Raw genomic sequence first — 25,651 nt, forward strand, 5'->3', positions numbered from 1 at the left:
GCTTTTGCGTCTGCTCAGCCATGCACAGTTGCGCGCTTGTCCCCATGTCGGACGCGGCTGACTACCGTCTTGCGGGACCGGCGCGCATCGTGGCGGGCCGTGGACATCGAAAGCGTGCTGCGGTCGCAGGGCGGCCTAGCGACCACTGCCGCGCTCTTGGCCGTGATCACCCGTAAGCAGCTTGCCGGATTCATCAAGGCGGGCAGACTAATTCGGGTACGCCATGGGGTCTACGCAGTGAGTCAACCGGACGTGCTGGGCCAACTTGCCGCACTGGATCTGGTGGCCGATCAGCCGATTGTCGCCTGCATGGGTACCGCCGCGGCGTTGTACGGCTTCGACACCGAGACCACATCCCGGGTGCACATTCTTGACCCAGGTGTTCGGATGCGACCGTCCTCGGGTCTCATGGTGCATCAACGAATCGGCGCTCCGCTGCGGCGGGTGGAAGGGCGACTTGCGACGGCACCCGCATGGACGGCCATCGAAGTCGCGAGGACGTTGCGGCGACCGCGCGCCTTGGCGACGCTCGATGCCGCACTACACCTTGGCGCTTGTACGACAGGCGAATTGCTCGAGGCAATCCGCGAACACCGAGGCCGCCGGGGCATCGTCAAGGTCCGGGAATTGATCGGCCACGCCAACAGTCTCGCCGAGTCGCCGATGGAGAGTGAGGCGCGACTGGTGTTCATCGACTACCGAGTGCCCATGCCGGAGCTCCAATACAGCATCGTTGGCCGCTACGGCAGGGTCTGGCGCGTCGACTTCGCCTGGCCGGACGCGATGCTCGTCGCCGAGTACGACAGCCTCGAGTGGCACCTGAGCCGAGAGGCCCTGCTGCATGACAGGCTGAAGATCGCCCGGCTGCAGGAATGCGGCTGGACCAGCATCCCAATGACCGTCGACGACATACGGCGCGATCCGGCCGGCCTGGTAGACCGCATCAACACCCACCTGTTGAGTGGCGCGAGCAGACGCAAAAGCCCCTCAAAACGGCAGTTTTGAGGGGCTTTTGCGTCTGCTCGCGCTGGATGGTAGCTCGCGCTAAATAGCCGGGCCCAGTAGGTCGTCCGCGTCGCGGATGATGTAGCCGTAGCCCTGCTCGGCCAGGAAGCGCTGACGGTGCGCGGCGTACTCGGCGTCCAGGCTGTCGCGGGCCACCACGGAATAGAAGATGGCGCCGCCGCCGTCGGACTTGGGCCGCAGCAACCGGCCCAGCCGCTGGGCCTCCTCCTGGCGCGAACCGAATGTGCCCGAAACCTGCACCGCCACAGAGGCTTCCGGCAGGTCGATGGAGAAGTTGGCGACCTTGGACACGACCAGGGTGGACACCTCACCGCGGCGGAAGGCATCGAACAACGCTTCGCGTTCCTTGGTTCGGGTGGACCCCTGGATCACCGGGGCGTCCAGTTCGGTGCCCAGCTCGTCGAGCTGGTCGAGGTAGGCGCCGATCACCAGGGTCTGCTCGCCGGGGTGCTTGTCCAGGATCGACTTGACCACAGCGATTTTGGTGTGCACCGTCGAGCACAGCCGGTAGCGCTCCTCGGGTTCGGCGGTGGCGTACATCATCCGCTCGTTGTCGGTCATGGTGACGCGCACCTCGACGCACTCCGCCGGCGCGATCCAGCCCTGCGCCTCGATGTCCTTCCACGGCGCGTCGTAGCGCTTCGGGCCGATCAGGGAGAACACGTCGCCCTCGCGGCCGTCCTCGCGGATCAACGTGGCGGTCAGGCCGAGACGCCGCTTGGACTGCAGGTCTGCGGTCATCCGAAACACCGGCGCCGGCAGCAGGTGCACCTCGTCGTAGATGATCAGCCCCCAGTCGCGGCTGTCGAACAGCTCCAGGTGCCGGTATTCGCCCTTGGTGCGACGGGTGATCATCTGGTACGTCGAGATGGTGACCGGACGAATCTCCTTGCGCTCGCCGGAGTATTCGCCGATCTCGTCCTCGGTCAGCGAGGTGCGCGCGACCAGCTCGCGTTTCCATTGCCGGGCGGCGACGATGTTGGTGACCAGGATCAGCGTCGTCGCACCGGCTTTCGCCATCGCGGCCGCGCCGACCAGCGTCTTGCCGGCGCCGCACGGGAGCACCACGACCCCCGAGCCGCCCGACCAGAACGAGTCCGCGGCCAGCTGCTGGTAGTCGCGCAGGTGCCAGCCGTCCTGCTCCAGGCTGATCGGGTGCGCCTCGCCGTCGACATAACCGGCGAGATCCTCGGCGGGCCAGCCGATCTTGAGCAGCATCTGCTTGACCCGGCCCCGCTCGCTGGGGTGGACGACCACGGTGTCGTCGTCGATGCGCGCGCCCAGCATCGGCGCGATCTTCTTGTTGCGCAGCACCTCCTCGAGCACCGCCCGATCCAGGCTCACCAGCGTCAGGCCGTGCGCGGGGTGTTTGACCAGCTGCAGTCGCCCGTAGCGGGCCATCGTGTCGACGATGTCCACCAGCAGCGGCTGGGGCACCGCGTAGCGCGAGAACGACACCAGCGCGTCGACGACCTGCTCGGCGTCGTGGCCCGCGGCGCGCGCGTTCCACAGCGCCAGCGGCGTGACCCGGTAGGTGTGCACGTGCTCGGGCGCGCGTTCCAGCTCGGCGAACGGCGCGATGGCGGCGCGGGCGGCGCCGGCCAGTTCGTGATCGACCTCGAGCAGCACCGTCTTGTCGGACTGCACGATCAACGGTCCGTCGGACATCTAGCGCCACTCCTCTCCCCCGCAAGCGGGTGGGTCCCCGCGAAGTTGGGGAGTACCCCCACATCGCGCTACGCGTCCCCCGCAAGCGGGTGGGGTCCCCGCGAAGTTGGGGAGTACCCCCACTGCATCGTCGTCGGCGCGCATGAGCCCATTATCCGGACTCGGCCGACACCACCGACGTGATGCGGTGGATGGCGAAGTCACGCATCCGCCCGGACGCCGAATCCCAGGCCACCAGCTGCCCGCCCCGGATCGTGACCGGTGACACCACCCGCTGAGTGGCTACGCCCGCGGCGTCGAGGTAGCCGATCACCAGCGTGTCCTGGTCCCTGGCCGCGCGCTGCAACAGCGACATCGTGACCGCCGGGTCGACGCGGATGTTCCCGAACGGCGCGGAGGTCACCTTGCGCAGCACGGACACGACGGCGTTCAGCGTCTCGCTGGTCGGCCGCGGCAGTGGGCGGTATGGCCGGCGCTGCTGCGGGGTGGGCACCCGGGCACCGCGCGGACGGACGTCGACGATGGAACCGGAGGAATCCTCGGCCGCCGGGGCGAAGCCCGCGCCGCGCAACGCGACGAGCACCTCGGCGATCGGTGCCGGCGACACCGCCACCGTCGGCGCCAGGGCGCGCAACTGCAGCTCGTCGACGGCCGCCACCGCCTGGGCCAGCAGCGCCGGGTCCTCACAGCGCACGAACGACGCCGCCATGCCGATCCGGAGTTGGCCGTGCCGGCGGGCGACGTCGTCGATGAGGTAGGTGAGGCCTTGCGGCACCGGGGTTTTCGAGTGCTTGGCGAACAGCTCGTGCATCCAGTCGCGGGTCTTGCCGATGTCGAGCGCGTGGCGGATCGACTGCTCGCTGATGCGGTACACCATCGCCGTGCCGGCCGATTCGACGGTGGCGACGGTGGCGAGGTCCTCGGCGAGGTCACGTTCCAGCGGACCGGGCACCACCACGGTCAGGTCGGCCTGCACCAGAAAGTGGTCGATGGGGGCGGGCATCGCCCGTGCCATCGCCTGCACCGCGGTGTCCGGGTCGCCGGCGTGGTCCAGCAGCTCCCGCCCCGGCGTGCTGATCGCCCCGCGACCCACCAGGCCCAGCGCGTGGCTTTCGGCCAGCAGGTCGGCCACGGGTTGCGGCTGCAGCCGCCTGGCCCAGCGCGGCCGCCGCCAGATCAGCGCCGCGGAGGCCGTGACCGCGTCGACGCCGGCGCCGGGCGGCAGCTCGGCGAGCATGTTGAGCAGCAGTCGGCGATCCAGCGGTGCGGCCGTCGAGTACAGCGAATCGGTAAGGGCGCCATACGGTTTGGCGTCAGGGCTGCGGGTGCCGATCAGTGCCGGCCGGACCGGCAGGTCGAGCCAGGTGTCGGCCAGCAGGTGCCAGCGCTCGGCGGGGGACAGCGCGGAGAACCGCTCGGTGGCCTGCGTCGGCGCCCAGTACGGTCCCTCGCCATACGCGGGCTGCGGGTCGGGCATGCCGCTGGCGATCAATCCGGCCGCGGCGGCGACCTCGAGGATCAGTCCCAGCCGCGGCTCCTCGACACCGGTCGCCTTCGCCAGGCGCTTGACGTCGCGAATCCCCAGCCCGCCGCTGCGCAGCTCGGAAACCGGTGCGGCGCCAAGGGTTTGGAGCAGCACGTCCATCTCGCGAAGCAAATCGATGACGGCCCCCGCCGCGACCGCGTCGACATCGGCGGCGGTGGTGGTCGACACGACCGGGTCGGGGGCGGTCAGGCGCATGGGGCCGGGGTCCTCGCCGCGCAGCACCTGCCCCACGTGGCGGGGCAGGATCACCGTCTCGGCATCGACGCGTCGCAGCAGGCCCATCGCCAGCAACCGCGGCACCGGGCGATCCGCCGGCGCGCCGGGCGCGGCGTCGCGGGTGCGGCCCATCGGCGAGCCCTCGAGCAGTTTGTCCAGCACGTCGAGCTGCGCGTCGTCGAGACCGTCGATGAGAGCGGAGATCTCCTCGCCCGTGCGGGAGCTGTCCTCCAACGTGACCTGTCCGGGATGCCACGGCAGCGCCGTGCCGGCATCGGCGGCCACCCGGACCGCGGCCTCGCCCCAGACCAGGGCGCGCTCCCGGAGGGCGTCCAGGGCGCCGACCACGCCGGCCTCGGGGGCGCGGTCACCGATGAGCGCGAGCAGCTTGGCGGTGGGCACGGGGGCGGAATCGGCCTGCAGCACCAGCAGCGCGTCGAGCACCGCCAGCCGCAGGAAGTCGAGATCGTCGGTGGCGGCCTTGACCGACTGGCGCGCCTGGGCACGCGCGGCCAGCGCGGCGATGCTGCCGGGCGGGGGCTGCGCGAGGTCCGGCCGGAGTTCCAGCAGTCGGATCAGCCGCTCGTCGGGCAGGTCGGCCAGCCAGGACCCCAGCGGGATATCCGGGGTGTTGTCGGTCATCGCTGACCAGCGTAAAGCAGGCGGCGACCGCAAAGGCCACGGTCACGGCGGCCTTGCGCCGCGTGCGCCCGGGCGACCTGTCAGAATGGACCGCGTGGCTGACACTGCTGAAGGCAAGGCGCGCAAGACCAAGTACGTCGACAACGGCTGGCCGACGACGGACCCGGACGACCACGCCGTGAGCGAACTGGTGACGGATCGAACGGGTGCGTTGTCACCCTTCGGGGAACTGGTGTTCCCCCTGCCGTCCACCGACCTGCCCTATCTCCACCCGGTTACGGTCGTCAACCGCTAGGTCGTCCGGATGGCTAGGGCCTCAGAGGCAGCCAAGCCGCCTGCGACTTCCCAGTCGCACCAATCCCGGCCGGGGACGCTCTCGCACCTGGATGAGCGAGGCGCGGCCCACATGGTCGACGTTACGGACAAGGGTGCCACCCGGCGCACGGCCGTCGCCGCCGGCGCCTTGCGCACCTCGTCGGAGGTGGTGGCGCTGATCTCCTCCGGGGGCCTGCCCAAGGGCGACGCGCTGGCCACCGCGCGGGTGGCGGGCATTCTCGCGGCAAAGCGCACCAGCGACCTCGTCCCGCTGTGTCATCAACTCGCGCTCACCGGGGTCGATGTCGACTTCGCCGTCGGCGAGTCCGATATCGAGATCACCGCGACCGTGCGCAGCACCGACCGCACCGGCGTGGAGATGGAGGCGCTGACCGCTGTTTCCGTCGCGGGGCTCACGCTCTACGACATGATCAAAGCCGTCGACCCGGCTGCCCGCATCGACGACATTCGGGTACTTCGCAAGCAGGGCGGCAAAACCGGAGATTGGGAGCGGTCATGAGCGCGCGATCCGCACGAGTGATCATCGCCTCGACCCGCGCGTCGACCGGCGTGTACGAGGACCGCTGCGGGCCGATCATCGCGGAATGGCTTGAGCAGCGCGGGTTTTCGCCCGTACAGACCGAGGTGGTGGCCGACGGCGGCGCGGTCGGCCAGGCCCTGCGTGGCGCGCTGAACGCCGAGGTCGACCTGATCCTCACCTCGGGTGGCACCGGCATCTCGCCCACCGACGGCACCCCCGACCAGACCGTGGCGGTGCTGGACTACATGATCCCGGGGCTGGCCGACGCCATCCGCCGCTCCGGGCTGCCGAAGGTACCGACGTCGGTGCTGTCGCGCGGCGTCTGCGGCGTGGCCGGCCGGACGCTGGTCATTAATCTGCCGGGTTCGCCCGGGGGCGTCCGCGACGGGCTCGGGGTGCTCGCCGACGTGCTCGACCACGCGCTCGACCAGCTCGCCGGCGGGGATCACCAGCGATGACGCGCGTCCTGCGCGCCGCCATGACCGAACAGCCGATCGTTTTGGCGGAGCACGAGGAGCTGGTGGGCCATCAGTCGGCCGGCGCCATCGTCGGGTTCGTCGGCATGATTCGCGACCACGACGCCGGCCGCCGGGTGGTGCGGCTGGAGTATTCCGCGCACCCGTCAGCCGCCGACGTCCTGGCCCAGGTGGTGGCCGAGGTCGCCGACGAGGCCGACGGCGTGCGCGCCGTCGCGGCCAGCCACCGGGTCGGCGCGCTGCACATCGGGGAGGCGGCGCTGGTGGCCGCCGTCGCCGCCGACCACCGCCGCGCGGCGTTCGACACGTGCGCCAAGCTGGTCGACACCATCAAGGCGCGGCTACCGGTGTGGAAGCACCAGTTCTTCGACGACGGAACCGAAGAATGGGTGGGCTCGGCCTAACAGGCCGGGCGTACTACGACGGCTGCGCCAGGGCGTCCAGCGCGTCGTTTCCGTGGATGTTGGAGCCCTGGATCGCTGCCCAAAGCTGCTGGGTGTAGCCGACATTAGAGACCTGCCGCGGCGCGGGGTCCGCGGGCGGCGGGGCCTCGGCCGGGGGAGCGGGCGGCAGGGCCTCAGCCGGGGGCGCCAGGTCCGCCGGAGGGGCCGGGGGCACATCCGCCGGGGGCGGAACGTCCGCGGGCGGCGCCGGCGGCGGCGCGTCGGCGGGAGGCGCCGGTTGGCCGTAGGACGTCAGCAGCACCGGTGGTGCGGGGTCGGCCGGCGGTGGCGGAGGCGGCGGGGGAGCGTCCGGCGGCGGCGCGTCGGCCGGCGGCGGGGGAGCGAGCGGCCCCCCGTTCAGCCAGGGCGCGTCCAGCGGGGCGTCCATGCCCGCCGGGGCGGGCGCGGGGACCTCGCGCGGAGTGGGGCCCGACAGCGGACCGCCACACACGGGCCAGGCGCCGCGGCCCTGGGTGGCGAGCACCCGCTCGGCGACGGCGATCTGCTGTTCCCGGGTGGCCAGTTCGGCCGACGGGGCGTATTCGCCACCGCCGTGCGAGGCCCAGGTGCTCGAGCTGAACTGCACGCCGCCGTGGTACCCGTTGCCGGTGTTGATGCCCCAATTGCCGCCGGACTCGCAACGGGCTACCTGATCCCATTCGCCGTCCGTGGCCGCGGCGGCCTGACCGGCCAGGGCGATGCTGCCGCCACCAAGAACCGCCCCCGTAAAGGCGATCTTGGCGACGCTGATGCTGGAAGTCGTGGGCTTGCGATGCCGTCCACTCATACGCGCCGAAATGTTCCTCTCTCGTAACGCGCCTGCGAGGTCAGCTGTCGGGTTCGGGTTGGAGAGGCTACCCGGCCGCCGCCGCGCTCCGCATGGAGCCGACGCCGGCTTCACCCCAAGGGGCCGCGAACGGCCCCGATCCGATCACGGTGGACCGGTGGGTCCCCCGTCTCCATCCAGTTACGGTTTCCCTCGCCTACTGGATGGAGCTCGGCGCCTAGGTGAGGGAGGAACGCCATAGGGAGCTTGGCGAACCTCCGGAGACGCTAGCGGGTTCTGTTGGTCTCGTCACGTCCTGCGTAACCCGGCGTTTCGCGTCCGGTCATCTTCGAAAAGCCCAGGAACGCTAGGGATTTGCGCAGGTCATAGCGCCCGAGATCCGGGCGTGACTGTGTCGTTATCGTTTCGTTACGTGAGCTATTTCACAGTTTCAGCCGCCGGCGAAGGGCGGAAGAACATCGATCGTGTCACCGGACCGTAACGCGGTGGTCTCGTCGCGCACGGCGATCCCGTCGCACAGATAGGAGCATCGGCTCAACACCGTGGCGAGGCGGGAACCCTGAACCCCGAGCCGCTCGACGAGCTCGGCCACCGTGGTGCCGGGACGCACCACCAGCGTCTCGGATTCGGTTCCGGCGGCGGCGCGCGCGGCGGCGAAGTAGCGGACGGTCACCTGGATTCCCTCCGCTGCGACGGGGGGCTGACCCATCGGCCTAACCACCGATCGCGCTCATCGGGCGGGTGGGCTGGATGAAGTTGGGGTCGTTGATGCCGTGTCCGGCGGGCTTGCCCCACATTGCGACGCGCCACGCCGCCTCGATCGCGTCGTCGCCGGCGCCGCCGCGCAGCAGGCCGCGCAGGTCGGTCTCCTCGGTGGAGAACAGGCAGCTGCGGATCTGGCCGTCGGCGGTGAGACGGGTGCGATCGCACGACGAGCAGAACGCGTGCGACACCGACGCGATGACACCGAATTTTCCGCTCGGCGTGCCCGGGCCCGTGTCGACCAGCCAGAGCTCGGCCGGCGCCGAACCGCGCGGTGCCGGGTCGGGCCGCAGCCGGAAGTGCGGGCGCAGCGCCGCCAGCACGTCGTCGGCCGTCAGTGCGGCACCGCGGCGCCACGCATGCCCAGCGTCCAGCGGCATCTGCTCGATGACCCGCAACTGATAGCCGTGCTCGAGGCAGAACCGCAACAGGCCGACGACATCCTCGCGGCCGGTCGCCGGATCCAGCACGGCGTTGACCTTGACCGGGGTCAGCCCCGCCTCCTTGGCGGCCACCAACCCGTCCATTACTTCGGCGAGCCGGTCGCGACGGGTGATGGCCGCGAAGTGCTCGTTGTCCACGGTGTCCATCGACACGTTGACCCGGTCCAGGCCCGCCGCCACGAGCGGGGCGGCCCGTCGCGCCAGCCCGACGCCGTTGGTGGTCAGTGAGATCTCGGGCCGGGGCCGCAGCGCGGCCGCGGCCGCGACCACCTCCTCGAGGTGCCGGGACAACAAGGGCTCACCCCCGGTGAACCGCACGCTGGTGATCCCGAGGCGGGTGACGGCGATGTGCAGCAGCCGGGCGAGTTCGTCGGGCCGCAGCAGTTGCCCGCCCGGCAGCCAGTCCAGGCCTTCGGCCGGCATGCAATAGGTGCACCGCAGGTTGCAGCGATCGGTCAGCGACACCCGCAGGTCGGTGGCGACCCGGCCGTAGGTGTCCAGCAGCGGCCCCGTGGTCGGCATCGTCGGCGCCTCCGAAGCGCCGGCGCCGTCGGAGCGGCCGGGGACCGTCGGTAGGCCCAGAGCGGTCAGTGTCATGCGGCCACCGGCGCGGATCGGGTCGACGAGCCGACGGGGACGATCTCCTTGCCCAGCGGCATCAGCGATACCGGGATCAGTTTCAGGTTCGCCAGCGCGAGCGGGATGCCGATGATCGTGACCGCCATCGCCGCCGCGCTCACCACGTGGCCGATCGCCAGCCACAGCCCAAACAGCAGCACCCAGATGACGTTTCCGATCAGGGCACCGGTTCCGGAGGTCGGCTTGTCGACGATCGTGCGGCCGAAGGGCCACAGCGCGTACGAGGCGATGCGCAGCGATGCGAAGCCGAACGGGATGGTGACGATGAGCAGGAAACTGACGAGCGCCGCCAGCAGGTATCCGGCGGCCATCCACAGGCCGCCGAACACCAGCCAAATTACGTTCAGGATCAGGCGCATATCTTCTCCCAGGATACCGAGTAACGAGTAACGGGGGTGCTCGTCGGGCGGGCATCCGAGTAGGATCAGGATTCAACATGCGTCCTGCGCAGGCGGGACGCTTCTTGCGTTGCCTATCCTAGTGATCCATCAGACAAGCAGGTGAGACCAGTGCCGACCGGCAAGGTTAAGTGGTACGACGCCGAAAAGGGGTTCGGCTTCCTGTCGCAGGAGGACGGCGAGGACGTTTACGTCCGCTCGTCGGCGTTACCCGCCGGGGTCGAGGGGCTCAAGTCCGGGCAGCGAGTGGAATTCGGCGTCGCGTCCGGGCGGCGCGGTCCGCAGGCGTTGAGTCTCAAGCTGATCGATCCGCCACCCAGCCTGGCCAAGACGCGCCGCGAGGTGCCCGCCGAGCACAAGCACAGCCCCGACGAGCTGCACGGCATGGTCGAGGACATGATCACGCTGCTGGAGAGCGCCGTGCAGCCCGAGTTGCGCAAGGGCCGCTACCCCGACCGCAAGACCGCCCGCCGGGTATCCGAGGTGGTCAAGGCGGTCGCCCGGGAGCTCGACTCCTAACTGCGCGGACGCGTCTCCGACCACCGGTCATTTTTGCTGCGATTCGCCGTACTATGCGGCTAGGGCACCGGGTATTCAAGGCCTCGATGTGAATCGTTAGCGAGGGAGGCGGCGATGGCACAGCAAGCGCAGGTCACCGAGGAGCAAGCGCGGGCTCTCGCCGAGGAATCCCGCGAAACCGGTTGGGACAAACCGTCATTCGCCAAGGAGCTGTTCCTCGGTCATTTCCCGCTCGAACTCATCCACCCCTTCCCCAAACCGGCCGAGGCCGACGAGGCGCGCACCCGCGCCTTCCTCGACAGGCTGCGGGAGTTCCTCGCCACCGTCGACGGCAGCGCCATCGAGCGCGAGGCGCTGATTCCCGAGGAATACGTGAAGGGACTGGCCGAGCTGGGCTGCTTCGGCATGAAGATCCCCACCGAATACGGCGGGCTGGGCATGTCGCAAGTCGCCTACAACCGGGCGCTGGTGATGGTCGCGTCGGTCCACCCCAGCCTGGGCGCGCTGTTGTCGGCCCATCAGTCGATCGGCGTACCCGAGCCGCTTAAACTCGCCGGCAGCGACGAACAAAAGCGAAAGTTCTTGCCGCGCTGCGCCGCCGGCGCGATCTCGGCGTTTTTGCTCACCGAGCCCGACGTGGGCTCCGACCCCGCGCGGCTGGCCTCGACGGCCACGCCGGTCGAGGACGGCGCCGCCTACGAGCTCGAGGGCGTGAAGTTGTGGACCACCAACGGCGTGGTGGCCGAACTGCTGGTGGTGATGGCCCGGGTGCCCAAGGGCGAGGGGCATCGCGGCGGCATCAGCGCATTCGTCGTCGAGGCCGATTCGCCCGGGATCACCGTGGAGCGGCGCAACAAGTTCATGGGGTTGCGCGGCATCGAGAACGGCGTGACCAGGCTGCATCGGGTGCGGGTGCCCGCCGAAAACCTGGTCGGCCGGGAGGGCGATGGCCTCAAGATCGCGCTGACCACGCTCAACGCCGGGCGGCTGTCGATCCCCGCCAGCGCGACCGGATCGGCGAAGTGGGCGCTGAAGATCGCCCGCGAGTGGTCGGGTGAACGGGTGCAATGGGGCAAGCCGCTCGCCGAACACGAAGCGGTGGCGCACAAGGTCTCGTTCATCGCCGCCACCACATACGCGCTGGATTCGGTGCTCGAGCTGTCGGCTCAGATGGCCGACGAGGGCCGCAACGACATCAGGATCGAGGCGGCGCTGGCCAAGCTGTGGTCCAGCGAGATGGCCTGCGTCGTCGTCGACGAGCTGTTGCAGATCCGCGGTGGGCGGGGCTACGAGACCGCGGAATCTCTGGCCGCGCGCGGGGAGCGGGCGGTGCCCACCGAGCAGGTGGCGCGCGACCTGCGGATCAACCGCATCTTCGAGGGGTCGAGCGAGATCATGCGGCTGCTCATCGCGCGGGAGGCCGTCGACGCCCACCTGGCCGCGGCCGGTGACCTGGCCAAGCCGGACACGGGTTTGCGGCAGAAGGCGGCCGCGGCCGTCGGGGCGAGCGGGTTCTATGCAAAGTGGTTGCCGCAGTTGGTATTCGGGGAAGGCCAGCGGCCCAGGGCGTACAGCGAGTTCGGCCAGCTGGCGTCGCACCTGCGGTTCGTCGAACGCTCCACCCGCAAGCTGGCCCGCAACACCTTCTACGGGATGGCGCGCTGGCAGGCCAAACTCGAACAGCGACAAGGCTTCCTGGGACGCATCGTCGACATCGGCGCCGAGCTGTTCGCGATGTCGGCGGCATGCGTGCGCGCCGAGGGTCTGCGGGCCGCCGACGCGGCCGTCGGTCGACAGGCATACGAACTGGCCGACGCGTTCTGCCGACAAGCCACCCTGCGGGTCGAGGGCCTGTTCCAGGCGCTGTGGGCCAACAGCGACAGCGTCGACGTCCGGCTGACCCGCGACGTGCTGGAGGGCCGCTACAGCTGGCTGGAGGAGGGGATCGTCGACCAGTCCGAGGGCACCGGCCCGTGGATCGCGCATTGGGAACCGGGGGAGTCGACCGAGCCGAACCTGGCCCGGCGGTTCCTGAACTCGTAGGGGCGGGTGCGGACATGGCCACTTACGTCGCCGGCGCGGGAGAATTCACCCGCGACACCAACTACATCGCCACCCGGATCACCGCCGACGGGCGCGACGGCTATCCCGTGGAACCGGGCCGGTATCGCCTCGTCGTGGCCCGCGCGTGCCCGTGGGCCAACCGCGCGATCATCGTCCGCCGGTTGCTGGGCCTGGAAAGCGTTCTCTCCATAGGGTTTTGCGGCCCCACCCACGACGAGCGCAGCTGGACGTTCGACCTCGACCCCGGCGGCGTCGACCCGGTGCTGAAGATCCCACGGCTGCAGGACGCCTACTTCAAGCGCTTCCCGGACTATCCCAAGGGCATCACGGTCCCGGCGATCGTCGACGTGCCGACCGGCGCGGTGGTCACCAACGATTTCGCGCAGATGACCCTGGACCTGTCCACCGAGTGGGCCGCCTACCACCGCGACGGCGCCCCGCAGCTGTACCCCGAACCGCTGCGGGCCGAGATCGACGAGGTGAGCAAGAGGATCTACACCGAGATCAACAACGGCGTGTACCGTTGCGGATTCGCCGGCACGCAGGAGGCCTACGAAGCGGCGTACGACCGGCTGTTCACCGCGCTGGATTGGGTGAGCGATCGGCTGGCCGGCCGGCGATACCTGGTGGGCGACACCATCACCGAGGCCGACGTGCGACTGTTCACCACCCTGGCCCGCTTCGACCCGGTCTACCACGGCCACTTCAAATGCAATCGGAGCAAGCTGTCCGAGATGCCGGTGCTGTGGGCCTACGCGCGCGACCTGTTCCAGACGCCGGGCTTCGGCGACACCATCGACTTCGTCCAGATCAAGCAGCACTACTACATCGTGCACGCCGACATCAACCCGACGCGCATCGTGCCCAAGGGCCCGGACCTGTCCGGCTGGCTGACACCGCACGGACGGGAAGCGTTGGGCGGCAGGCCATTCGGGGACGGAACTCCGCCCGGCCCCCCGATTGAGGGCGAGCGGGTGCCCGTCGGCTGAGCCTTTGCGCCCAACGTCGAGTTGTTGCGGGCAAACACCCGTTGTGGCGCAACAACTCGACGCTCGACGGGGTCACAGCGGGCAGCCCGCCGCCTGTAAGGCCCGACGGACGCGCGCCACGACGACGTGGGGTCGGTATCGCAGCAGGTCGGCGCTGACCCGGATGATCGCCCAGCCCCGAGCTTCGAGGTCGGCCAGCCGATCGATGTCCCGGGTGCGCTGCAGGGGATCGGTCCAGTGCTGAGCCCCGTCGAATTCGACGCCGACTTTCCACTCCTCCCACCCCATGTCGATGCGCGCCATGACGGCGCCCCACTCATTGAGCACCTCGATCTGGGTCTCGGGCCGTGGCAATTCGGCGCCGACGAGGACCAGCCGCGTCCGCGTCTCATACGGTGATTCCGAGCCCCCGTCGGCCAGGTGCAAGACCCGTCGCAACTGAACCAACCCGCGTGCACCTCGATGCCGGTCGATGAGCAGCTCGACGTCAGCTGTCTTCACATCGGTCGCGTGCATGACTGCGTCCAGCCGAATCACCGCGGTGGTCAAGCCCTTTCGCCTGCCCAGGTCGAACGCCGTGCGGGCCGGTGTGGTCATGCGGATCCCGTCACGCACACACGTTTCGTCGTCCTCGAGGATGTCGCTGTGCAAAATGATGCCGCGCGCTTTGTCGCGGCCGGGCCGGTTCAGCTCGGCGGGCAGCCAGTCGTCGATCCACGCCGTCCGGTGCAAGGCCGCAGCGGAAAGGCCAGCCGCCGTAGCCGTCCGTCCGGACCACAACCAGGCGGCTACCGCCCGGGTAACAGGGGTCAACTTCTGGCCGCGGCGGATGTAGACGTTGCGATGGACCATCTCGAAATCGGTCCGCAACCCGTGCCGGGTGACAACCCCGGCGGCAAGGGCGTCGGTACCTCTGAATGGCCAGTCCAGGATTTCCATGCGCTCAAGGTGCCGGTCCGGACCGACATGTTCTGCCCAACGTCGAGTTGTTGTGCACAATCAACCCGTTCGGCGCAACAACTCGACGTTCGGCGGCGAGGTCACGAGGTCAGGCGCACCGACCATTCGGCATGCGGGTAGGGGCGGACCGTCGGGACGTCGTTCGGCTGGCTGGCGTCGACCACCAACGTCAACAACTGCACGACGATCCCGGTCAGCTTCCCGCGCTGCGGGTCCAGCGACGGAATGGTGACCGCGCGCCGGCTGCCCGGCCGGAATATGGTTTCGGCGGTGCTGGCGGGGTCCTCATACAGCTGCAGCAGCCGCCAGGGCGCGCGCGCGATGGCGTCGGGAACCGAAAGTTGTACCGGGTAGCGCGCATTGAACGGCAGCTCGCCCTGCGTCTGCGGCGTCTGGCAGTCGTTGAGGTTGAGCACGTCGCAGTACTGGTACGGCCCCACCCGGATCAGGTGCCCGTGCGAATAGGCGCTGATCTCTGGCCGCTGCGGGCCGGGCCGCCGCACGAGCAGCCACGCCCCGACCCCGGCCGCGACGCACGCGACCGCCACCACGGCCGCGACGAGCGCGACCACGCCGCGTTTCACTCCGGCACCGCCGCCGGCCTGCCGGCGCCGCGGCGCATGCCCTCCTGCTCGACCATGACGGGCCGGTTGCCGCCGAGGCCGGGGATCAGCGAGTCGCCGCGGAAGCTGACCAGGGTCTGGGCCAGGCCGAGGATGAGCAGGGCGGTGACCGCGGTGAAGCCCACCCACAGCTCCGTGTACACCAGGACGCCCAGCGCGCCGCCGAGTACCCACGCCAGCTGCAGCGTCGACTCCGAGCGCCCGAATCCCGAGGCCCGCGACTCCTCGGGCAGGTCGTGTTGCAGGGAGGCGTCCAGCGAGGCCTTGGCGATCGCGCTGGACCCCGAGGTGATCAGGGTGGCGATCGCGGCCACCAGCAGGTTGCCCGCCACCGACGCCGCCAGCGCGACGGCGCACACCGCCACCGTGCACCGCACCACCAGCACGGCCGGCCTGCCCAACTTCAGGCGCGCGCTGGTGAAGTTGCCGGCGAAGTTGCCGATCGCGGCCGCGGCGCCGATCATGCCCAGCATGCCCAGCTGAACCCAGCCGTTGGCGTCGTGCGCCTTGGCGACGAAGGCCGGGTACAAGAACAGGAAGCCGACCATCACCTTGATGGTGCAATTGCCCCACAGCGAGGTGATGATGTTGCGGCCCAACGGTTGTCGAATCGTGGAGCCGGGCTTTTTGGCCGCTTCGGGCCAGCTTCGCGGCGGTTGGCCGCTGTCCCGTCGGTAGCTCAGGGTGGCCGGCACCTCGCCCGCGGTCACCTCGACCCAGCGCGGGATCCGCATGGACAGCAAGGCGCCGGCGATCGTGACGGCGACGACGACGAACAACGCCCCGGGCAGCTTGAACAGGTGGGTGCACACGAACTCGACGCCGCCGGCGATGGCGCCGCCGGCGATCGTGCCGCCCAGCAGGCCGAACACCGTCAGCCGCGAATTGACCCGCACCAGGTCGATGCTGGGCGGCATCACCCGCGGGGTCACCGCGCTGCGCAGCACGCTGAACGACTTGGAGAACACCATCATCGCCAGCGCGCACGGATAGAGCACCATCGACGGGAAGCTGCCCGTGGCGCCGTCGTAGTTCATGATCAGCAGCAAGGCCAACGCGGTGCGCAACGCGAACGACAGCGCCAGCGCGACGCGGCGGCCGTGCTGCAGCCGGTCCAGCGCCGGACCGATCAGCGGCGCGATCACCGCGAACGGCGCGATCGTGATCAACAGGTACAGCGCCACTTTGGATTTGCTTTCGCCGCTGGCCGCCGCGAAGAACAAGGTGTTGGCCAGCGCGACGGCCATCGCGGAGTCGACCGCGAAGTTGGCCACGGTGGGCCAGGTCAGCGCCGTCAGGCCGGACTTGTCGGCGCCGTCGGCGGTGGCGGCGCGCTGCACCATCCAGTACATGCGGGAACCCATTTCGCGGCTGCGCATCGCCGCGGCGCGGGTGACGGTGATGCGTTCGCTGGAGGCGGTGGCGCGCGGCGGCTCGCCGCGGGTGCGCTCCGGCTCCGGGCGCTCGCCCAGCGGGGGGAGATAGCGGTTGGCGCTCGGCGTGGTGGGCCGGGGACGCGGCCTGCGACGGTCGGGGCCGTCGGCCGGGTAGTTGGCCATGCCGGGGTGCTGGCTGGCCGATCCCTTGGCGTCCGGGCGCGTCCGGCGGCCCGGGTTGGAGGCAACCCGACCCCGGTCATCACGCCGCCGTCCAGACACGAATCAATTCTGTCTTATGGCGGCAGGCAACAGGGCGTGGCTCGCCAACCTACTATTGGAGACGCACTTGGTCCATGGTGGCGACCCGCGGCGCCCGGCTTGCGATCGCCACGATGGTCGATGGTGGCGACCCGCAGCGCCCGGCAGCGCCGGGCTTGCGATCGCCACGAAGAGAGGGGACAGCGTGACCGGACCCACCGACGGGTCGACCGAGGCTGCCGCGACGACCGTGGCCGAGTGGCCCGAGGAGTTGGCGGCGGTGCTCACGGGCGCCGCCGACCTGGCCCGGGCCGCCGTCGAGGAGTTCGCCGGCGCGGAGGCCGTCGGGGACTACCTGGGCGTCAGCCAGGAGGACCCCAACGCCGCCACCCACCGGTTCCTCGCGCACCTGCCCGGCTACCAGGGCTGGCAGTGGGCCGCCGTCGTCGCCGCCTACCCCGGCGCCGACCACGCGACGATCAGCGAAGTCGTCCTGGTCCCCGGGCCGACGGCGTTGCTGGCGCCCGAATGGGTGCCCTGGGACCAGCGGGTGCGGCCGGGGGACCTGAGCCCCGGGGACCTGCTGGCGCCCGCGGCCGACGACCCCCGATTGGTGCCCGGCTACGCCGCCAGCGGCGACCCGCAGGTCGACGAGACCGCCGCCGAGGTCGGCTTCGGCCGGCGCTGGGTGATGGGCGTCTGGGGCCGCGCCGATGCGGCCGAACGATGGCACACCGGCGACTACGGCCCCGAATCGGCGATGGCCCGTTCGACCAAGCGCGTGTGCCGCGACTGCGGTTTTTTCCTGCCGCTGGCCGGATCGCTGGGCGCGATGTTCGGGGTGTGCGGTAACGAGCTGTCGGCCGACGGGCACGTCGTCGACAACCAGTACGGCTGCGGTGCCCACTCGGACACCCCGGCGCCGCCGGGCACCGGCTCGCCCATGTATGAGCCCTACGACGACGGGGTGCTCGACGTCGCGGAGAAACCGGCGCCCGAACCGCCGGAGCCAGCCGAACCGGACTCGGCGGACTAGCCGCTTTCGGCGGCGGCCTTGATCCGTGCCAGCGAGGTGTTCATGCCCTCGAGCAATTCGCGTTCGAAGTTCGTGGTCCCGCCCATGAAGGCGTTGACCGTCAGGCTGGAGACCGCGCTGACGCCGTTCTCGGCGTGGCGGCTCTCGATCAGCCGCGTGCCCTGGCCGTTGGGCTCGAGCTCGTAGCTCCAAATGGTGCCGTTCGCGTCGACCCGGAACGCGAGTCGCCGCTCGGGGACGACCTCGACCACCGTGCACGTGGTGGGCCAGAACATGCGCTTGCGGCGGTTGAGGTTAAGGGTGCGGGTGCCCGGGCGCAGCGGGCCGAAGGGCCGCATCCAGCGACACTGCGGGCTCCACTGGGGCATCCGCCGAAAGTCCGAGATCAGTGCCCAGACCTTCGACGCCGGTGCGTCGATGTCGACTTGCGTCTGCAGCAGCGGAGCGGCCATTGTTCCTCCCGGGTCGGCGAATTCAGTCGCGGTCGAGGTAGTTTTCCAGGCCGGTCTGCGCCCCGCGGGCGCCGCGACGGGCGGCGGCGAGCTGCAGCACGAAGATGCTCGTGCCGACCAGCCCGACGCCCAGTCCGCCCAGCGTCACCGGCCGCCAACTCTGCAGCGCGGGCACGAGAAACGCGACGGCCACGGCGATCGCCCAGCCCACGAAGCCGACCACAACGACGGGCCACACCTCGAGCAGCGCCGGCGGCAGCGGCGGCGCCTCGCGACTCGGGCCGGGTTCGACAGACATCGCGATCAACATAACGCGGTGACGATGCGCGCCGGCATCCGCCCGAGCGCGGGCAACGGTTCGAAGCGTGTCGTTGGCCGCTTCGGGTCCCGCGTTTCCGGGGTTACGTGTAACCTCGCGCCATGCCTGACAGCGACGCCCGGCTGGCCAGCGACTTGTCGCTGGCTGTCATGCGGCTGGCCCGCCAACTGCGGTTTCGCAACCCGTCTTCGCCGGTGTCGCTGTCCCAGCTGTCGGCCCTGGCAACCCTCGTCAACGAAGGCGCCATGACCCCGGGCGCGCTGGCGATTCGGGAGCGCGTACGACCCCCGTCGATGACCCGGGTGATCGCCTCGCTGGCCGAGATGGGTCTCGTCGACCGCACGCCGCACCCCGTCGACGGCCGGCAGGTCCTGGTGTCGGTGTCCGAGTCGGGCGCCGAGCTGGTCAAGGCGAACCGCCGCGCCCGGCAGGAGTGGTTGGCCAAGCGGCTGGCGACCCTGGGCGGCGACCAACGCGACACCCTGCGCGAGGCCGCCGATCTGATGCTGGCTCTGGTCGACGAAAGCCCGTGAGCGACGGCTCAGGCATTCCGGACATTCAGGACGTCACCGATCCCGACGATCCCCGCCTCGACGATTTCCGCGACCTCAACAGCGTCGATCGCCGCCCCGACCTGCCCACGGGCAAAGGGCTGGTGATCGCCGAAGGCGTGCTGGTGGTACAGCGCATGCTGGCGTCGCGCTTCACCCCGCACGCCCTGCTGGGCACCGACCGCAGGCTCACCGAACTCAAGAACGATCTGGCCGGGGCGGCCGCGCCGTTCTACCGGGCGACCGCGGAGGTGATGGCCGAGGTGGTCGGCTTCCACCTCAATCGTGGCGTGCTGGCCGCCGCGCGGCGGGTGCCGGAACCCGGCGTCGCCGAGGTCATCGACGGCGCCCGCACGGTCGCGGTGCTCGAAGGCGTGAACGACCACGAGAACCTGGGCTCGATCTTCCGCAACGCGGCGGGGCTGGGCGTGGACGCGGTGGTGTTCGGCAGCGGCTGCGCCGACCCGCTGTACCGCCGCGCCGTCCGGGTGTCCATGGGCCACGCGCTGCTGGTGCCCTACGCGCGAGCGGCCAGCTGGCCCAGGGACCTTAAGCTGTTGAGGGACAACGGTTTTCGGCTGCTGGCGATGACGCCGCGGCGCGACGCGTGCCCGCTGGCCGAGGTGATGGCCGGCTTGACCGACGAACGCGTCGCGGTGCTGGTGGGCGCCGAGGGTCCCGGGTTGACGGCGCCCACCCTGCGACTCAGCGATGTGCGGGTGCGCATCCCGATGTCGCGCGACACCGATTCGCTCAACGTCGCGACCGCGGCGGCGCTGGCGTTCTACGAGCGGGTCAGGCTTTCGCCGTGACCGACGAGCGCGATTCCCGGCCCTGGGCAACGGGTTTGACGGTCTCCGCGTTCGTCGCCGCGGTGATCGGGGTCGCCGTCGTCGTGCTCAGTCTGGGGCTGATCCGGGTGCATCCGCTGCTGGCCGTAGGCCTCAACGTCGTGGCGGCGGGCGGGCTGGCGCCGACGCTGTGGGGCTGGCGGCGCACCCTGGTGCTGCGCTGGTTCGTGCTGGGTGCCGCCGTCGGGGTCGCCGGCGCCTGGGTGGCGCTGCTGACGCTGATGCTGTCGGGAAACTACTAGCGCTGCCCGCTCGAGCGCACGCCGAGCAGCACGTCCTCCCAGGCCGGAATGACCGGCTTGCCGCGCCGGGTGTGCACCGGCTGCTCGGCCGCCGGCTGGGGCGCCGGTGCGGGGGCCTCGGGCTTCGCGTCCACTTCGAACTCGAGGTGGGCCACCCGCGCGAGCGGCCGCAGCGGACGCTCGAAGTCCGGGTCGATCAGCTCGTGGGCCGGGTCGTCGACCGCGGTGACTGTCCCGCCGTGGGCGCCCGGGGTGAAGCAGAAATGCGCGACGTTGTCGGAGCGCCCGGCCTTCCACGCCAGCTGCACCGTCCAGCGGTTGTCTTCGTTGCGCCAGGCGTCCCAGCTGAGCCGCTCGTGGTCGAGGCCGCGCGCCACCAGGGCGCCGCTGACCGTCTCCAGCAGGGTCAGCACCGACGGGCCGTCGGCCAGCACCGGGTGCGCGGCCGTTGCCAGCTCCGCCGCACGGAAACGTTCCAGCAACACCGGATTGGCGAATCGGCGGATGCGGGCGACGTCGGAGCCGGAGGCCGCGGCGACCTGTTCGACGGACGCGCCGGCACGGATGCGGGCCTGAATTTCCTTCGGGCTCAACAGGTTCACTACTTCGATGTCGAGCTGCGGTTGTTCCGGCGGTGCCGATTCGGCGCGCACGGCGGCGCGGAGTCGCTCGTCGGCCACCAGCTTGAACCGCTCTGCGGGGTCATCACCCTCGCAGATGATGTATTCGCCCTTGTCGTCGAGACCGACCACTTTGAGTTCCCGCATGGCTTCTCCTCGCAGGCTCCGTGCCGTTCAGCGACGGACCCGTCTGGTGCGCACTCTAGTGCAGCTAACGCCGGTAACCCGCGCTGACACGCGGGCGGATTTTGCCGTTACAGCCGCTCGACCACCCAGTCGACGCACTGGGTGAGGGCGCTGACGTCCTCGGGCTCGACCGCGGGGAACATCGCGACCCGCAGCTGGTTGCGCCCCAGCTTGCGGTACGGCTCGGTGTCGACGATGCCGTTGGCCCGTAAGGTGGCCGCGACTACTGCAGCATTGACGTCGTCGGCGAAGTCGATCGTGCCCACCACCTGAGACCGCAACGCCGGATCGGCGACGAACGGCGTGGTGTACGGCCGCTCCTGGGCCCAGGTGTACAGCCGCTGCGACGAGTCCGCCGTGCGCTTGACCGCCCAGTCGAGCCCGCCGTTGCCCAGCAGCCAGTCCAGCTGCTCGGCCATCAGCGCCAGGGTGCCGATCGCCGGGGTGTTGTAGGTCTGGTTCTTCACGCTGTTCTCCACCGCGATCGGCAGCGACAAGAAGTCGGGAACCCAGCGACCGGACGCGGCGATCGACTCGACGCGGGCCAGCGCGGCCGGGCTCATGATCGCCAGCCACAACCCGCCGTCGCCGGCGAAGTTCTTCTGGGGCGAGAAGTAGTACGCGTCCGTCTGGGTGATGTCCACGGGCAGACCGCCGGCGCCCGAGGTCGCGTCGATCAGCACCAGCGCGTCACCCGAGTCGGCGGGCCGGCGAATCGGCACCGCGACCCCCGTCGACGTCTCGTTGTGCGCCCACGCGATCGCATCGACCGACGGGTCGGCCTGCGGCTCGGGGGCCGTGCCCGGGTCCGACTTGATGACGATGGGGTCGCCGACGAACGGATTCTTGGCGACCGCGGAGGCGAACTTGGAGCTGAACTCGCCATAGGAAAGGTGCAGCGACCGCTTGTCGATCAGCCCGAACGCCGCGGCGTCCCAGAACGCCGTCGCGCCGCCGTTGCCCAGGATGACCTCGTAACCGTCGGGCACCGAGAACAGCTCGGTCACCCCCGACCGCACCCGGCCGACCAGGTCCTTGACGGGCGCTTGGCGGTGCGAGGTGCCGAACAACGGCGCGGCGGTGGTGGTCAGCGCCTTGAGCTGCTCGGGCCGGACCTTGGAGGGACCGGACCCGAAGCGGCCGTCGCGGGGTTTGATGTCGGCGGGAATCTCGAGCTGGTCAGCCATATCCACCAGCCTAGTGAGGAGGCCGCGGGGCCCCGACGCCGCGGGCCGGGCTGTGAGCCGCGCCACACCGATCGAGTGACCACCGGTCAGGCCACAGTGGCTCGGGCAGCTCTGGAAAATATCCGGTACCTGCGGTACTGTCTAGACATAGCACATCCAAATGTAAACCTCGTTGGGGAGGGCTTTTGTATGGCCAGGACGCGAATGGTTCGGCGTTGGCGCCGCAACATGGAGGTGCGCGACGACGCCGAGTACGTCGACATGCTTGCCACACTGTCCGAGGGGTCGGTGCGGCGTAACTTCAATCCCTACACCGATATCGACTGGGAATCACCGGAATTCGCCGTCACCGAGAACGACCCCCGGTGGATTCTGCCGCAGACCGACCCACTGGGTCGGCATCCCTGGTATCAGGCCCAGTCCGAGGAACGCAAGATCAAGATCGGCATGTGGCGCCAGGCCAACGTGGCCAAGGTGGGTTTGCACTTCGAGTCGATCCTGATCCGGGGCCTGATGAACTACACGTTCTGGGTGCCCAACGGTTCGCCCGAGTACCGGTACTGCCTGCACGAGTCGGTCGAAGAATGCAACCACACCATGATGTTCCAGGAGATGGTCAACCGCATCGGTGCCGATGTGCCGGGCATGCCGCGCATGCTCAAGTGGCTCTCGCCGCTGGTTCCGCTGGTTGCCGGCCCACTGCCGGTGGCGTTCTTCATCGGCGTGCTCGCCGGTGAGGAGCCCATCGACCACACGCAGAAAAACGTTCTGCGCGAAGGGAAGTCGCTGCACCCGATCATGGAGCGGGTGATGGCCATCCACGTGGCCGAGGAAGCCCGCCACATCTCGTTCGCCCACGAGTTCCTGCGCAAGCGGGTGCCGGAACTGACCAAGCGGCAGCGCTTCTGGACCGCGCTGTACCTGCCGTTGACGATGAAGGCGCTGTGTCGCGCAATTGTGGTGCCGCCCAAGGCGTTCTGGCAGGAGTTCGACATCCCGCGCGAGGTGAAGAAGGAGCTGTTCTTCCGGTCGCCGGAATCGCGTAAGTGGCTCAGCGACATGTTCGGCGACGTGCGGATGCTGGCTTACGACACCGGCCTGATGGAGACGCGTTCGGCGCGGTTGATGTGGCGGGTCTGCAAGATCAACGGCAAGCCGTCGCGGTATCGCAGCGAGCCCCAGCGCCAGCATCTGGCCCCCGTTCCGGCCGCGTAGGGCTTTTCGGGGTCATATGCCGCACGTTATTACCCAGTCGTGTTGCAACGACGGGTCCTGTGTTTTCGCGTGCCCGGTGAACTGCATTCACCCGACGCCCGACGAGCCGGGCTTCGCGACGTCGGAGATGCTCTACATCGATCCCGTGGCCTGCGTGGACTGCGGCGCGTGTGTGAGCGCGTGCCCGGTCGGCGCGATCGCGCCGGACACCCGGCTGGATCCCAAGCAGCTGCCGTTCGTCGAGATCAACGCGTCGTTCTATCCGGAGCGGCCCGCCGACGTGAAGCTGCCGCCCACGTCGAAGCTGGCCCCGGTGATTCCCGCCGCCGAGGTGCGCCTCCGCCGCCGGCCGTTGACGGTGGCCATCGTCGGGTCCGGGCCGGCGGCCATGTACGCTGCCGACGAACTGCTGACCCAACACGGGGTGCGGGTCAACGTCTTCGAGAAGCTGCCCACGCCTTATGGATTGGTGCGCGCCGGGGTGGCTCCCGATCACCAGAACACCAAGCGGGTGACCCGGCTTTTCGACCGGGTCTCGCGTCATCGCCATTTCCGGTTCTACCTCAACGTCGAGATCGGCAAGCACCTCAGCCACGCCGATCTGCTGGCCCACCATCACGCCGTCCTGTACGCGGTGGGCGCCCCGGATGACCGCCGGCTCGACATCGACGGCATGGGCCTGCCGGGCACCGGAACCGCCACCGAGCTGGTCGCGTGGATCAACGGTCATCCCGACTTCACCGACCTGCCAGTCGATCTCAGCCACGAGCGCGCTGTCATCATCGGCAACGGCAACGTCGCCCTCGACGTGGCCCGGGTCCTCACCGCGGACCCCGACGACCTGGCCCGCACCGACATCGCCGACCATGCGCTCGCGGCGTTCCGCCGCTCGGCGGTGCGCGAAGTGGTGATCGCCGCCCGCCGCGGGCCGGCGCATTCGGCGTTCACCCTGCCCGAATTGATCGGGCTCACCGGCGCATCCGAGGTCGTGCTCGACGCCGCTGACCACCGGCGCGTGGTCAGCGACCTGGCTGACGTGTCCGACTCGCTGACCAAGTCCAAGCTGGAGATCTTGAGCAAGCTGGGCGACGGAGCGGCGCCGGCGTCGCGCCCGCGCGTCCGGTTCGCTTACCAGCTCACCCCCGAGCGCGTCTTGGGTGAGCGACGCGCCACCGGCGTGGAGTTCTCGGTCACCGGCACCGGCGAGGCGCACCGGCTCGAGGCGGGCCTGGTGCTGACGTCGATCGGCTACCGCGGCAAAACGATTCGCGACCTGCCCTTCGACGAGTCGGCGGCGGTCGTCCCCAACGAGCGCGGTCGCGTCGTCGACCCCGCCACCGGCCGGCCGGTGCCCGGCGCGTACGTCGCGGGATGGATCAAGCGTGGCCCGACGGGATTCATCGGCACCAACAAATCCTGCTCGTTCGAGACCGTCCAGGCCGTGGTGGCCGATTTCAACGCCGGGCGCCTGACCGACCCGGTGGCCAAGCCGGCCGCGCTGGCCGACCTGGTGCATGCGCGCCAGCCCGATGCCGTCGACTCCGAGGGGTGGCGCGCGATCGACGCCGCCGAAATCGAGCGCGGCGCCCACGGCGACCACGGCGGACGCCCGCGCAACAAATTCACCGACGTCGCAGACATGCTCGCCGCCGCGGCCGCCGCCCCGCCGGCGCCGCGGCCGCGGCGCCGGCTACTGGACCGGCTGCGCGGCTAACCGCTGGTCTGCCCGGCCATCGCGGCCTGGAGCTCCTCCATGCTGACCTCGCGCACCGGCTGCCCCAGCGACCAGTGGTGGCCGAACGGGTCGGCGACCACGCCGTAACGGTCTCCCCAGAACTGGTCGGCCAACGGGCCCACCACGGTGGCGCCCGCGTCGAGCGCCTGCTGGAACTTGGCGTCGACGTCGGTGACCGTCAGGTGGATGGTGACCGGGGTTCCGCCCAGGGACTTGGGCGTCGTCGACTTGCCGCCACACGTCTCGGGAAAATCGTCGTTGAGCATCACGGTGAAACCGTTGATGCGCAGCGCGGCGTGGATCAACTTCCCGTCGGGCCCGGGCACCCGGCCCAGCTCGACGGCCCCAAAGGCCTTGACGTAGAAGTCGATCGCGGCGGCGGCGTCGTCGACGACGAGGTGCGGGGACAGTGCGGGTTCGACGTTGATGGCCATGCTGGTCTCCTTGCTGGTTGCCCCGGACCGGTCGTGGCCCGGGCTCATCGGTATTGACCGCGCGCACGACGAAAAGTCATCGCGCGGGGCCAGTCAACCGCGGGGCACCGACAACCAAACGCAATGCCG

Annotated in this window: 28 protein-coding genes and 1 riboswitch; of the genes, 14 read left to right on the plus strand and 14 right to left on the minus strand. The window is 69.9% G+C overall.

All coding sequences use genetic code 11. The features are described from left to right. Positions 1–99 precede the first annotated feature (99 nt). Positions 100–1,005 carry a type IV toxin-antitoxin system AbiEi family antitoxin gene (locus AC5Y4Z_RS10100; RefSeq protein WP_499963135.1) on the plus strand — a complete coding sequence of 302 codons (906 nt, stop codon included), beginning with the start codon at positions 100–102 and terminating at the stop codon, positions 1,003–1,005. Between the two features lie 39 nt (positions 1,006–1,044). On the opposite strand, the gene AC5Y4Z_RS10105 is transcribed toward AC5Y4Z_RS10100, so the two are convergent. Both AC5Y4Z_RS10105 and AC5Y4Z_RS10110 read right to left on the minus strand, forming a co-directional pair. Further along, complete coding sequence (locus tag AC5Y4Z_RS10105) at positions 1,045–2,694, minus strand: DNA repair helicase XPB (protein WP_499963138.1); 1,650 nt, start codon at positions 2,692–2,694, stop codon at positions 1,045–1,047. A gap of 151 nt (positions 2,695–2,845) precedes the next feature. Beyond that, positions 2,846–5,098 carry a helicase-associated domain-containing protein gene (locus tag AC5Y4Z_RS10110; protein WP_499963141.1) on the minus strand — a complete coding sequence of 751 codons (2,253 nt, stop codon included), beginning with the start codon at positions 5,096–5,098 and terminating at the stop codon, positions 2,846–2,848. Positions 5,099–5,192: 94 nt separating this feature from the next. Between AC5Y4Z_RS10110 and AC5Y4Z_RS10115 the strand changes: the two genes are divergently transcribed. The 4 genes from AC5Y4Z_RS10115 to AC5Y4Z_RS10130 are packed head-to-tail and all read left to right on the plus strand — an operon-like array spanning position 5,193 to position 6,834. Further along, a complete protein-coding gene (locus AC5Y4Z_RS10115) occupies positions 5,193–5,393 on the plus strand; it encodes a hypothetical protein (protein WP_174320979.1) in 201 nt (66 codons plus the stop codon). 9 nt (positions 5,394–5,402) lie between these two features. Beyond that, on the plus strand, positions 5,403–5,933 hold the full coding sequence (gene moaC / locus AC5Y4Z_RS10120; RefSeq protein WP_499963143.1) for a cyclic pyranopterin monophosphate synthase MoaC: 531 nt from the start codon (positions 5,403–5,405) through the stop codon (positions 5,931–5,933). Beyond that, the gene (locus tag AC5Y4Z_RS10125) at positions 5,930–6,412 is read left to right on the plus strand and encodes a MogA/MoaB family molybdenum cofactor biosynthesis protein (protein ID WP_499963145.1); all 483 of its coding nucleotides are present in this window, start codon (positions 5,930–5,932) and stop codon (positions 6,410–6,412) included. Before moaC ends, AC5Y4Z_RS10125 begins: the two co-directional genes overlap by 4 nt. Continuing rightward, on the plus strand, positions 6,409–6,834 hold the full coding sequence (locus tag AC5Y4Z_RS10130) for a molybdenum cofactor biosynthesis protein MoaE (RefSeq protein ID WP_499963147.1): 426 nt from the start codon (positions 6,409–6,411) through the stop codon (positions 6,832–6,834). Before AC5Y4Z_RS10125 ends, AC5Y4Z_RS10130 begins: the two co-directional genes overlap by 4 nt. A gap of 13 nt (positions 6,835–6,847) precedes the next feature. On the opposite strand, the gene AC5Y4Z_RS10135 is transcribed toward AC5Y4Z_RS10130, so the two are convergent. The 4 genes from AC5Y4Z_RS10135 to AC5Y4Z_RS10150 all read right to left on the minus strand — a co-directional run bounded on the left by AC5Y4Z_RS10135 (position 6,848) and on the right by AC5Y4Z_RS10150 (position 9,863). Continuing rightward, positions 6,848–7,660, minus strand: a complete 813-nt coding sequence (locus AC5Y4Z_RS10135) for a transglycosylase family protein (protein ID WP_499963149.1) — start codon at positions 7,658–7,660, stop codon at positions 6,848–6,850. Between the two features lie 13 nt (positions 7,661–7,673). Next, positions 7,674–7,886: riboswitch (cyclic di-AMP (ydaO/yuaA leader) on the minus strand. A gap of 204 nt (positions 7,887–8,090) precedes the next feature. Beyond that, entirely contained in the window at positions 8,091–8,369 is a 279-nt protein-coding gene (locus AC5Y4Z_RS10140) for a MoaD/ThiS family protein (protein ID WP_499963151.1), read from the minus strand. Between the two features lie 4 nt (positions 8,370–8,373). Continuing rightward, complete coding sequence (gene moaA, locus AC5Y4Z_RS10145) at positions 8,374–9,462, minus strand: GTP 3',8-cyclase MoaA (RefSeq protein WP_499963153.1); 1,089 nt, start codon at positions 9,460–9,462, stop codon at positions 8,374–8,376. Continuing rightward, the gene (locus tag AC5Y4Z_RS10150) at positions 9,459–9,863 is read right to left on the minus strand and encodes a YccF domain-containing protein (protein ID WP_499963156.1); all 405 of its coding nucleotides are present in this window, start codon (positions 9,861–9,863) and stop codon (positions 9,459–9,461) included. Before AC5Y4Z_RS10150 ends, moaA begins: the two co-directional genes overlap by 4 nt. A 150-nt stretch (positions 9,864–10,013) precedes the next feature. Between AC5Y4Z_RS10150 and AC5Y4Z_RS10155 the strand changes: the two genes are divergently transcribed. From AC5Y4Z_RS10155 to AC5Y4Z_RS10165, 3 genes are all read left to right on the plus strand, one after another. Continuing rightward, positions 10,014–10,421, plus strand: a complete 408-nt coding sequence (locus AC5Y4Z_RS10155; RefSeq protein WP_499963158.1) for a cold-shock protein — start codon at positions 10,014–10,016, stop codon at positions 10,419–10,421. A gap of 114 nt (positions 10,422–10,535) precedes the next feature. Further along, a complete protein-coding gene (locus tag AC5Y4Z_RS10160; RefSeq protein WP_499963160.1) occupies positions 10,536–12,464 on the plus strand; it encodes an acyl-CoA dehydrogenase family protein in 1,929 nt (642 codons plus the stop codon). A 14-nt stretch (positions 12,465–12,478) separates the two neighbouring features. Beyond that, complete coding sequence (locus AC5Y4Z_RS10165) at positions 12,479–13,474, plus strand: glutathione S-transferase family protein (RefSeq protein WP_499963162.1); 996 nt, start codon at positions 12,479–12,481, stop codon at positions 13,472–13,474. Between the two features lie 72 nt (positions 13,475–13,546). Here the strand turns inward: AC5Y4Z_RS10165 and AC5Y4Z_RS10170 are convergent, their stop codons facing one another. The 3 genes from AC5Y4Z_RS10170 to AC5Y4Z_RS10180 all read right to left on the minus strand — a co-directional run bounded on the left by AC5Y4Z_RS10170 (position 13,547) and on the right by AC5Y4Z_RS10180 (position 16,715). Then, a complete protein-coding gene (locus AC5Y4Z_RS10170) occupies positions 13,547–14,413 on the minus strand; it encodes an endonuclease domain-containing protein (protein WP_499963164.1) in 867 nt (288 codons plus the stop codon). A 101-nt stretch (positions 14,414–14,514) separates the two neighbouring features. Beyond that, positions 14,515–15,018 carry a DUF2771 domain-containing protein gene (locus AC5Y4Z_RS10175; RefSeq protein WP_499963166.1) on the minus strand — a complete coding sequence of 168 codons (504 nt, stop codon included), beginning with the start codon at positions 15,016–15,018 and terminating at the stop codon, positions 14,515–14,517. Beyond that, positions 15,015–16,715: an MFS transporter gene (locus AC5Y4Z_RS10180; RefSeq protein WP_499963168.1), complete on the minus strand. Its 1,701-nt coding sequence runs from the start codon at positions 16,713–16,715 to the stop codon at positions 15,015–15,017. The genes AC5Y4Z_RS10175 and AC5Y4Z_RS10180 overlap by 4 nt, the downstream gene beginning before the upstream one ends. A 184-nt stretch (positions 16,716–16,899) precedes the next feature. Here AC5Y4Z_RS10180 and AC5Y4Z_RS10185 point away from each other — a divergent pair, with 184 nt between their 5' ends. Further along, positions 16,900–17,730 carry a DUF3027 domain-containing protein gene (locus AC5Y4Z_RS10185; RefSeq protein ID WP_499963170.1) on the plus strand — a complete coding sequence of 277 codons (831 nt, stop codon included), beginning with the start codon at positions 16,900–16,902 and terminating at the stop codon, positions 17,728–17,730. Here the strand turns inward: AC5Y4Z_RS10185 and AC5Y4Z_RS10190 are convergent. Together AC5Y4Z_RS10190 and AC5Y4Z_RS10195 are read right to left on the minus strand one after the other, a co-directional pair. Further along, positions 17,727–18,182 carry an SRPBCC family protein gene (locus AC5Y4Z_RS10190; protein ID WP_499963172.1) on the minus strand — a complete coding sequence of 152 codons (456 nt, stop codon included), beginning with the start codon at positions 18,180–18,182 and terminating at the stop codon, positions 17,727–17,729. The two genes, AC5Y4Z_RS10185 and AC5Y4Z_RS10190, sit on opposite strands and share 4 nt — an antisense overlap. 22 nt (positions 18,183–18,204) lie before the next feature. Then, positions 18,205–18,480, minus strand: coding sequence for a DUF2530 domain-containing protein (locus AC5Y4Z_RS10195; protein WP_499963176.1), 276 nt, complete (start codon positions 18,478–18,480; stop codon positions 18,205–18,207). A 122-nt stretch (positions 18,481–18,602) separates the two neighbouring features. Here AC5Y4Z_RS10195 and AC5Y4Z_RS10200 point away from each other — a divergent pair, with 122 nt between their 5' ends. Genes AC5Y4Z_RS10200 through AC5Y4Z_RS10210 form a run of 3 tightly spaced genes read left to right on the plus strand, consistent with a single transcriptional unit; the run spans position 18,603 to position 20,145 of the window. Beyond that, positions 18,603–19,034, plus strand: coding sequence for an Rv0880 family HTH-type transcriptional regulator (locus AC5Y4Z_RS10200; RefSeq protein ID WP_499963178.1), 432 nt, complete (start codon positions 18,603–18,605; stop codon positions 19,032–19,034). Further along, positions 19,031–19,864, plus strand: a complete 834-nt coding sequence (locus AC5Y4Z_RS10205; protein ID WP_499963180.1) for a TrmH family RNA methyltransferase — start codon at positions 19,031–19,033, stop codon at positions 19,862–19,864. The genes AC5Y4Z_RS10200 and AC5Y4Z_RS10205 overlap by 4 nt, the downstream gene beginning before the upstream one ends. Continuing rightward, positions 19,861–20,145, plus strand: a complete 285-nt coding sequence (locus AC5Y4Z_RS10210) for a DUF2537 domain-containing protein (protein WP_499963183.1) — start codon at positions 19,861–19,863, stop codon at positions 20,143–20,145. Before AC5Y4Z_RS10205 ends, AC5Y4Z_RS10210 begins: the two co-directional genes overlap by 4 nt. Here AC5Y4Z_RS10210 and sepH read toward each other — a convergent pair. Both sepH and serC read right to left on the minus strand, forming a co-directional pair. Next, positions 20,142–20,912 (minus strand): septation protein SepH, encoded by a 771-nt coding sequence (gene sepH, locus AC5Y4Z_RS10215; protein WP_499963185.1) that lies wholly within the window; start codon positions 20,910–20,912, stop codon positions 20,142–20,144. The two genes, AC5Y4Z_RS10210 and sepH, sit on opposite strands and share 4 nt — an antisense overlap. A gap of 107 nt (positions 20,913–21,019) precedes the next feature. Further along, positions 21,020–22,138: a phosphoserine transaminase gene (gene serC / locus AC5Y4Z_RS10220; protein ID WP_499963187.1), complete on the minus strand. Its 1,119-nt coding sequence runs from the start codon at positions 22,136–22,138 to the stop codon at positions 21,020–21,022. A gap of 189 nt (positions 22,139–22,327) precedes the next feature. Between serC and AC5Y4Z_RS10225 the strand changes: the two genes are divergently transcribed. Then, positions 22,328–23,353 (plus strand): AurF N-oxygenase family protein, encoded by a 1,026-nt coding sequence (locus AC5Y4Z_RS10225; protein ID WP_499963189.1) that lies wholly within the window; start codon positions 22,328–22,330, stop codon positions 23,351–23,353. Positions 23,354–23,369: 16 nt separating this feature from the next. Continuing rightward, positions 23,370–25,067, plus strand: coding sequence for an FAD-dependent oxidoreductase (locus AC5Y4Z_RS10230; RefSeq protein ID WP_499963191.1), 1,698 nt, complete (start codon positions 23,370–23,372; stop codon positions 25,065–25,067). Here the strand turns inward: AC5Y4Z_RS10230 and AC5Y4Z_RS10235 are convergent. After that, a complete protein-coding gene (locus tag AC5Y4Z_RS10235) occupies positions 25,064–25,522 on the minus strand; it encodes a VOC family protein (protein WP_499963193.1) in 459 nt (152 codons plus the stop codon). The two genes, AC5Y4Z_RS10230 and AC5Y4Z_RS10235, sit on opposite strands and share 4 nt — an antisense overlap. Between the last annotated feature and the right edge of the window lie 129 nt (positions 25,523–25,651).

The organism is Mycobacterium sp. NGS63, from assembly GCF_059812295.1.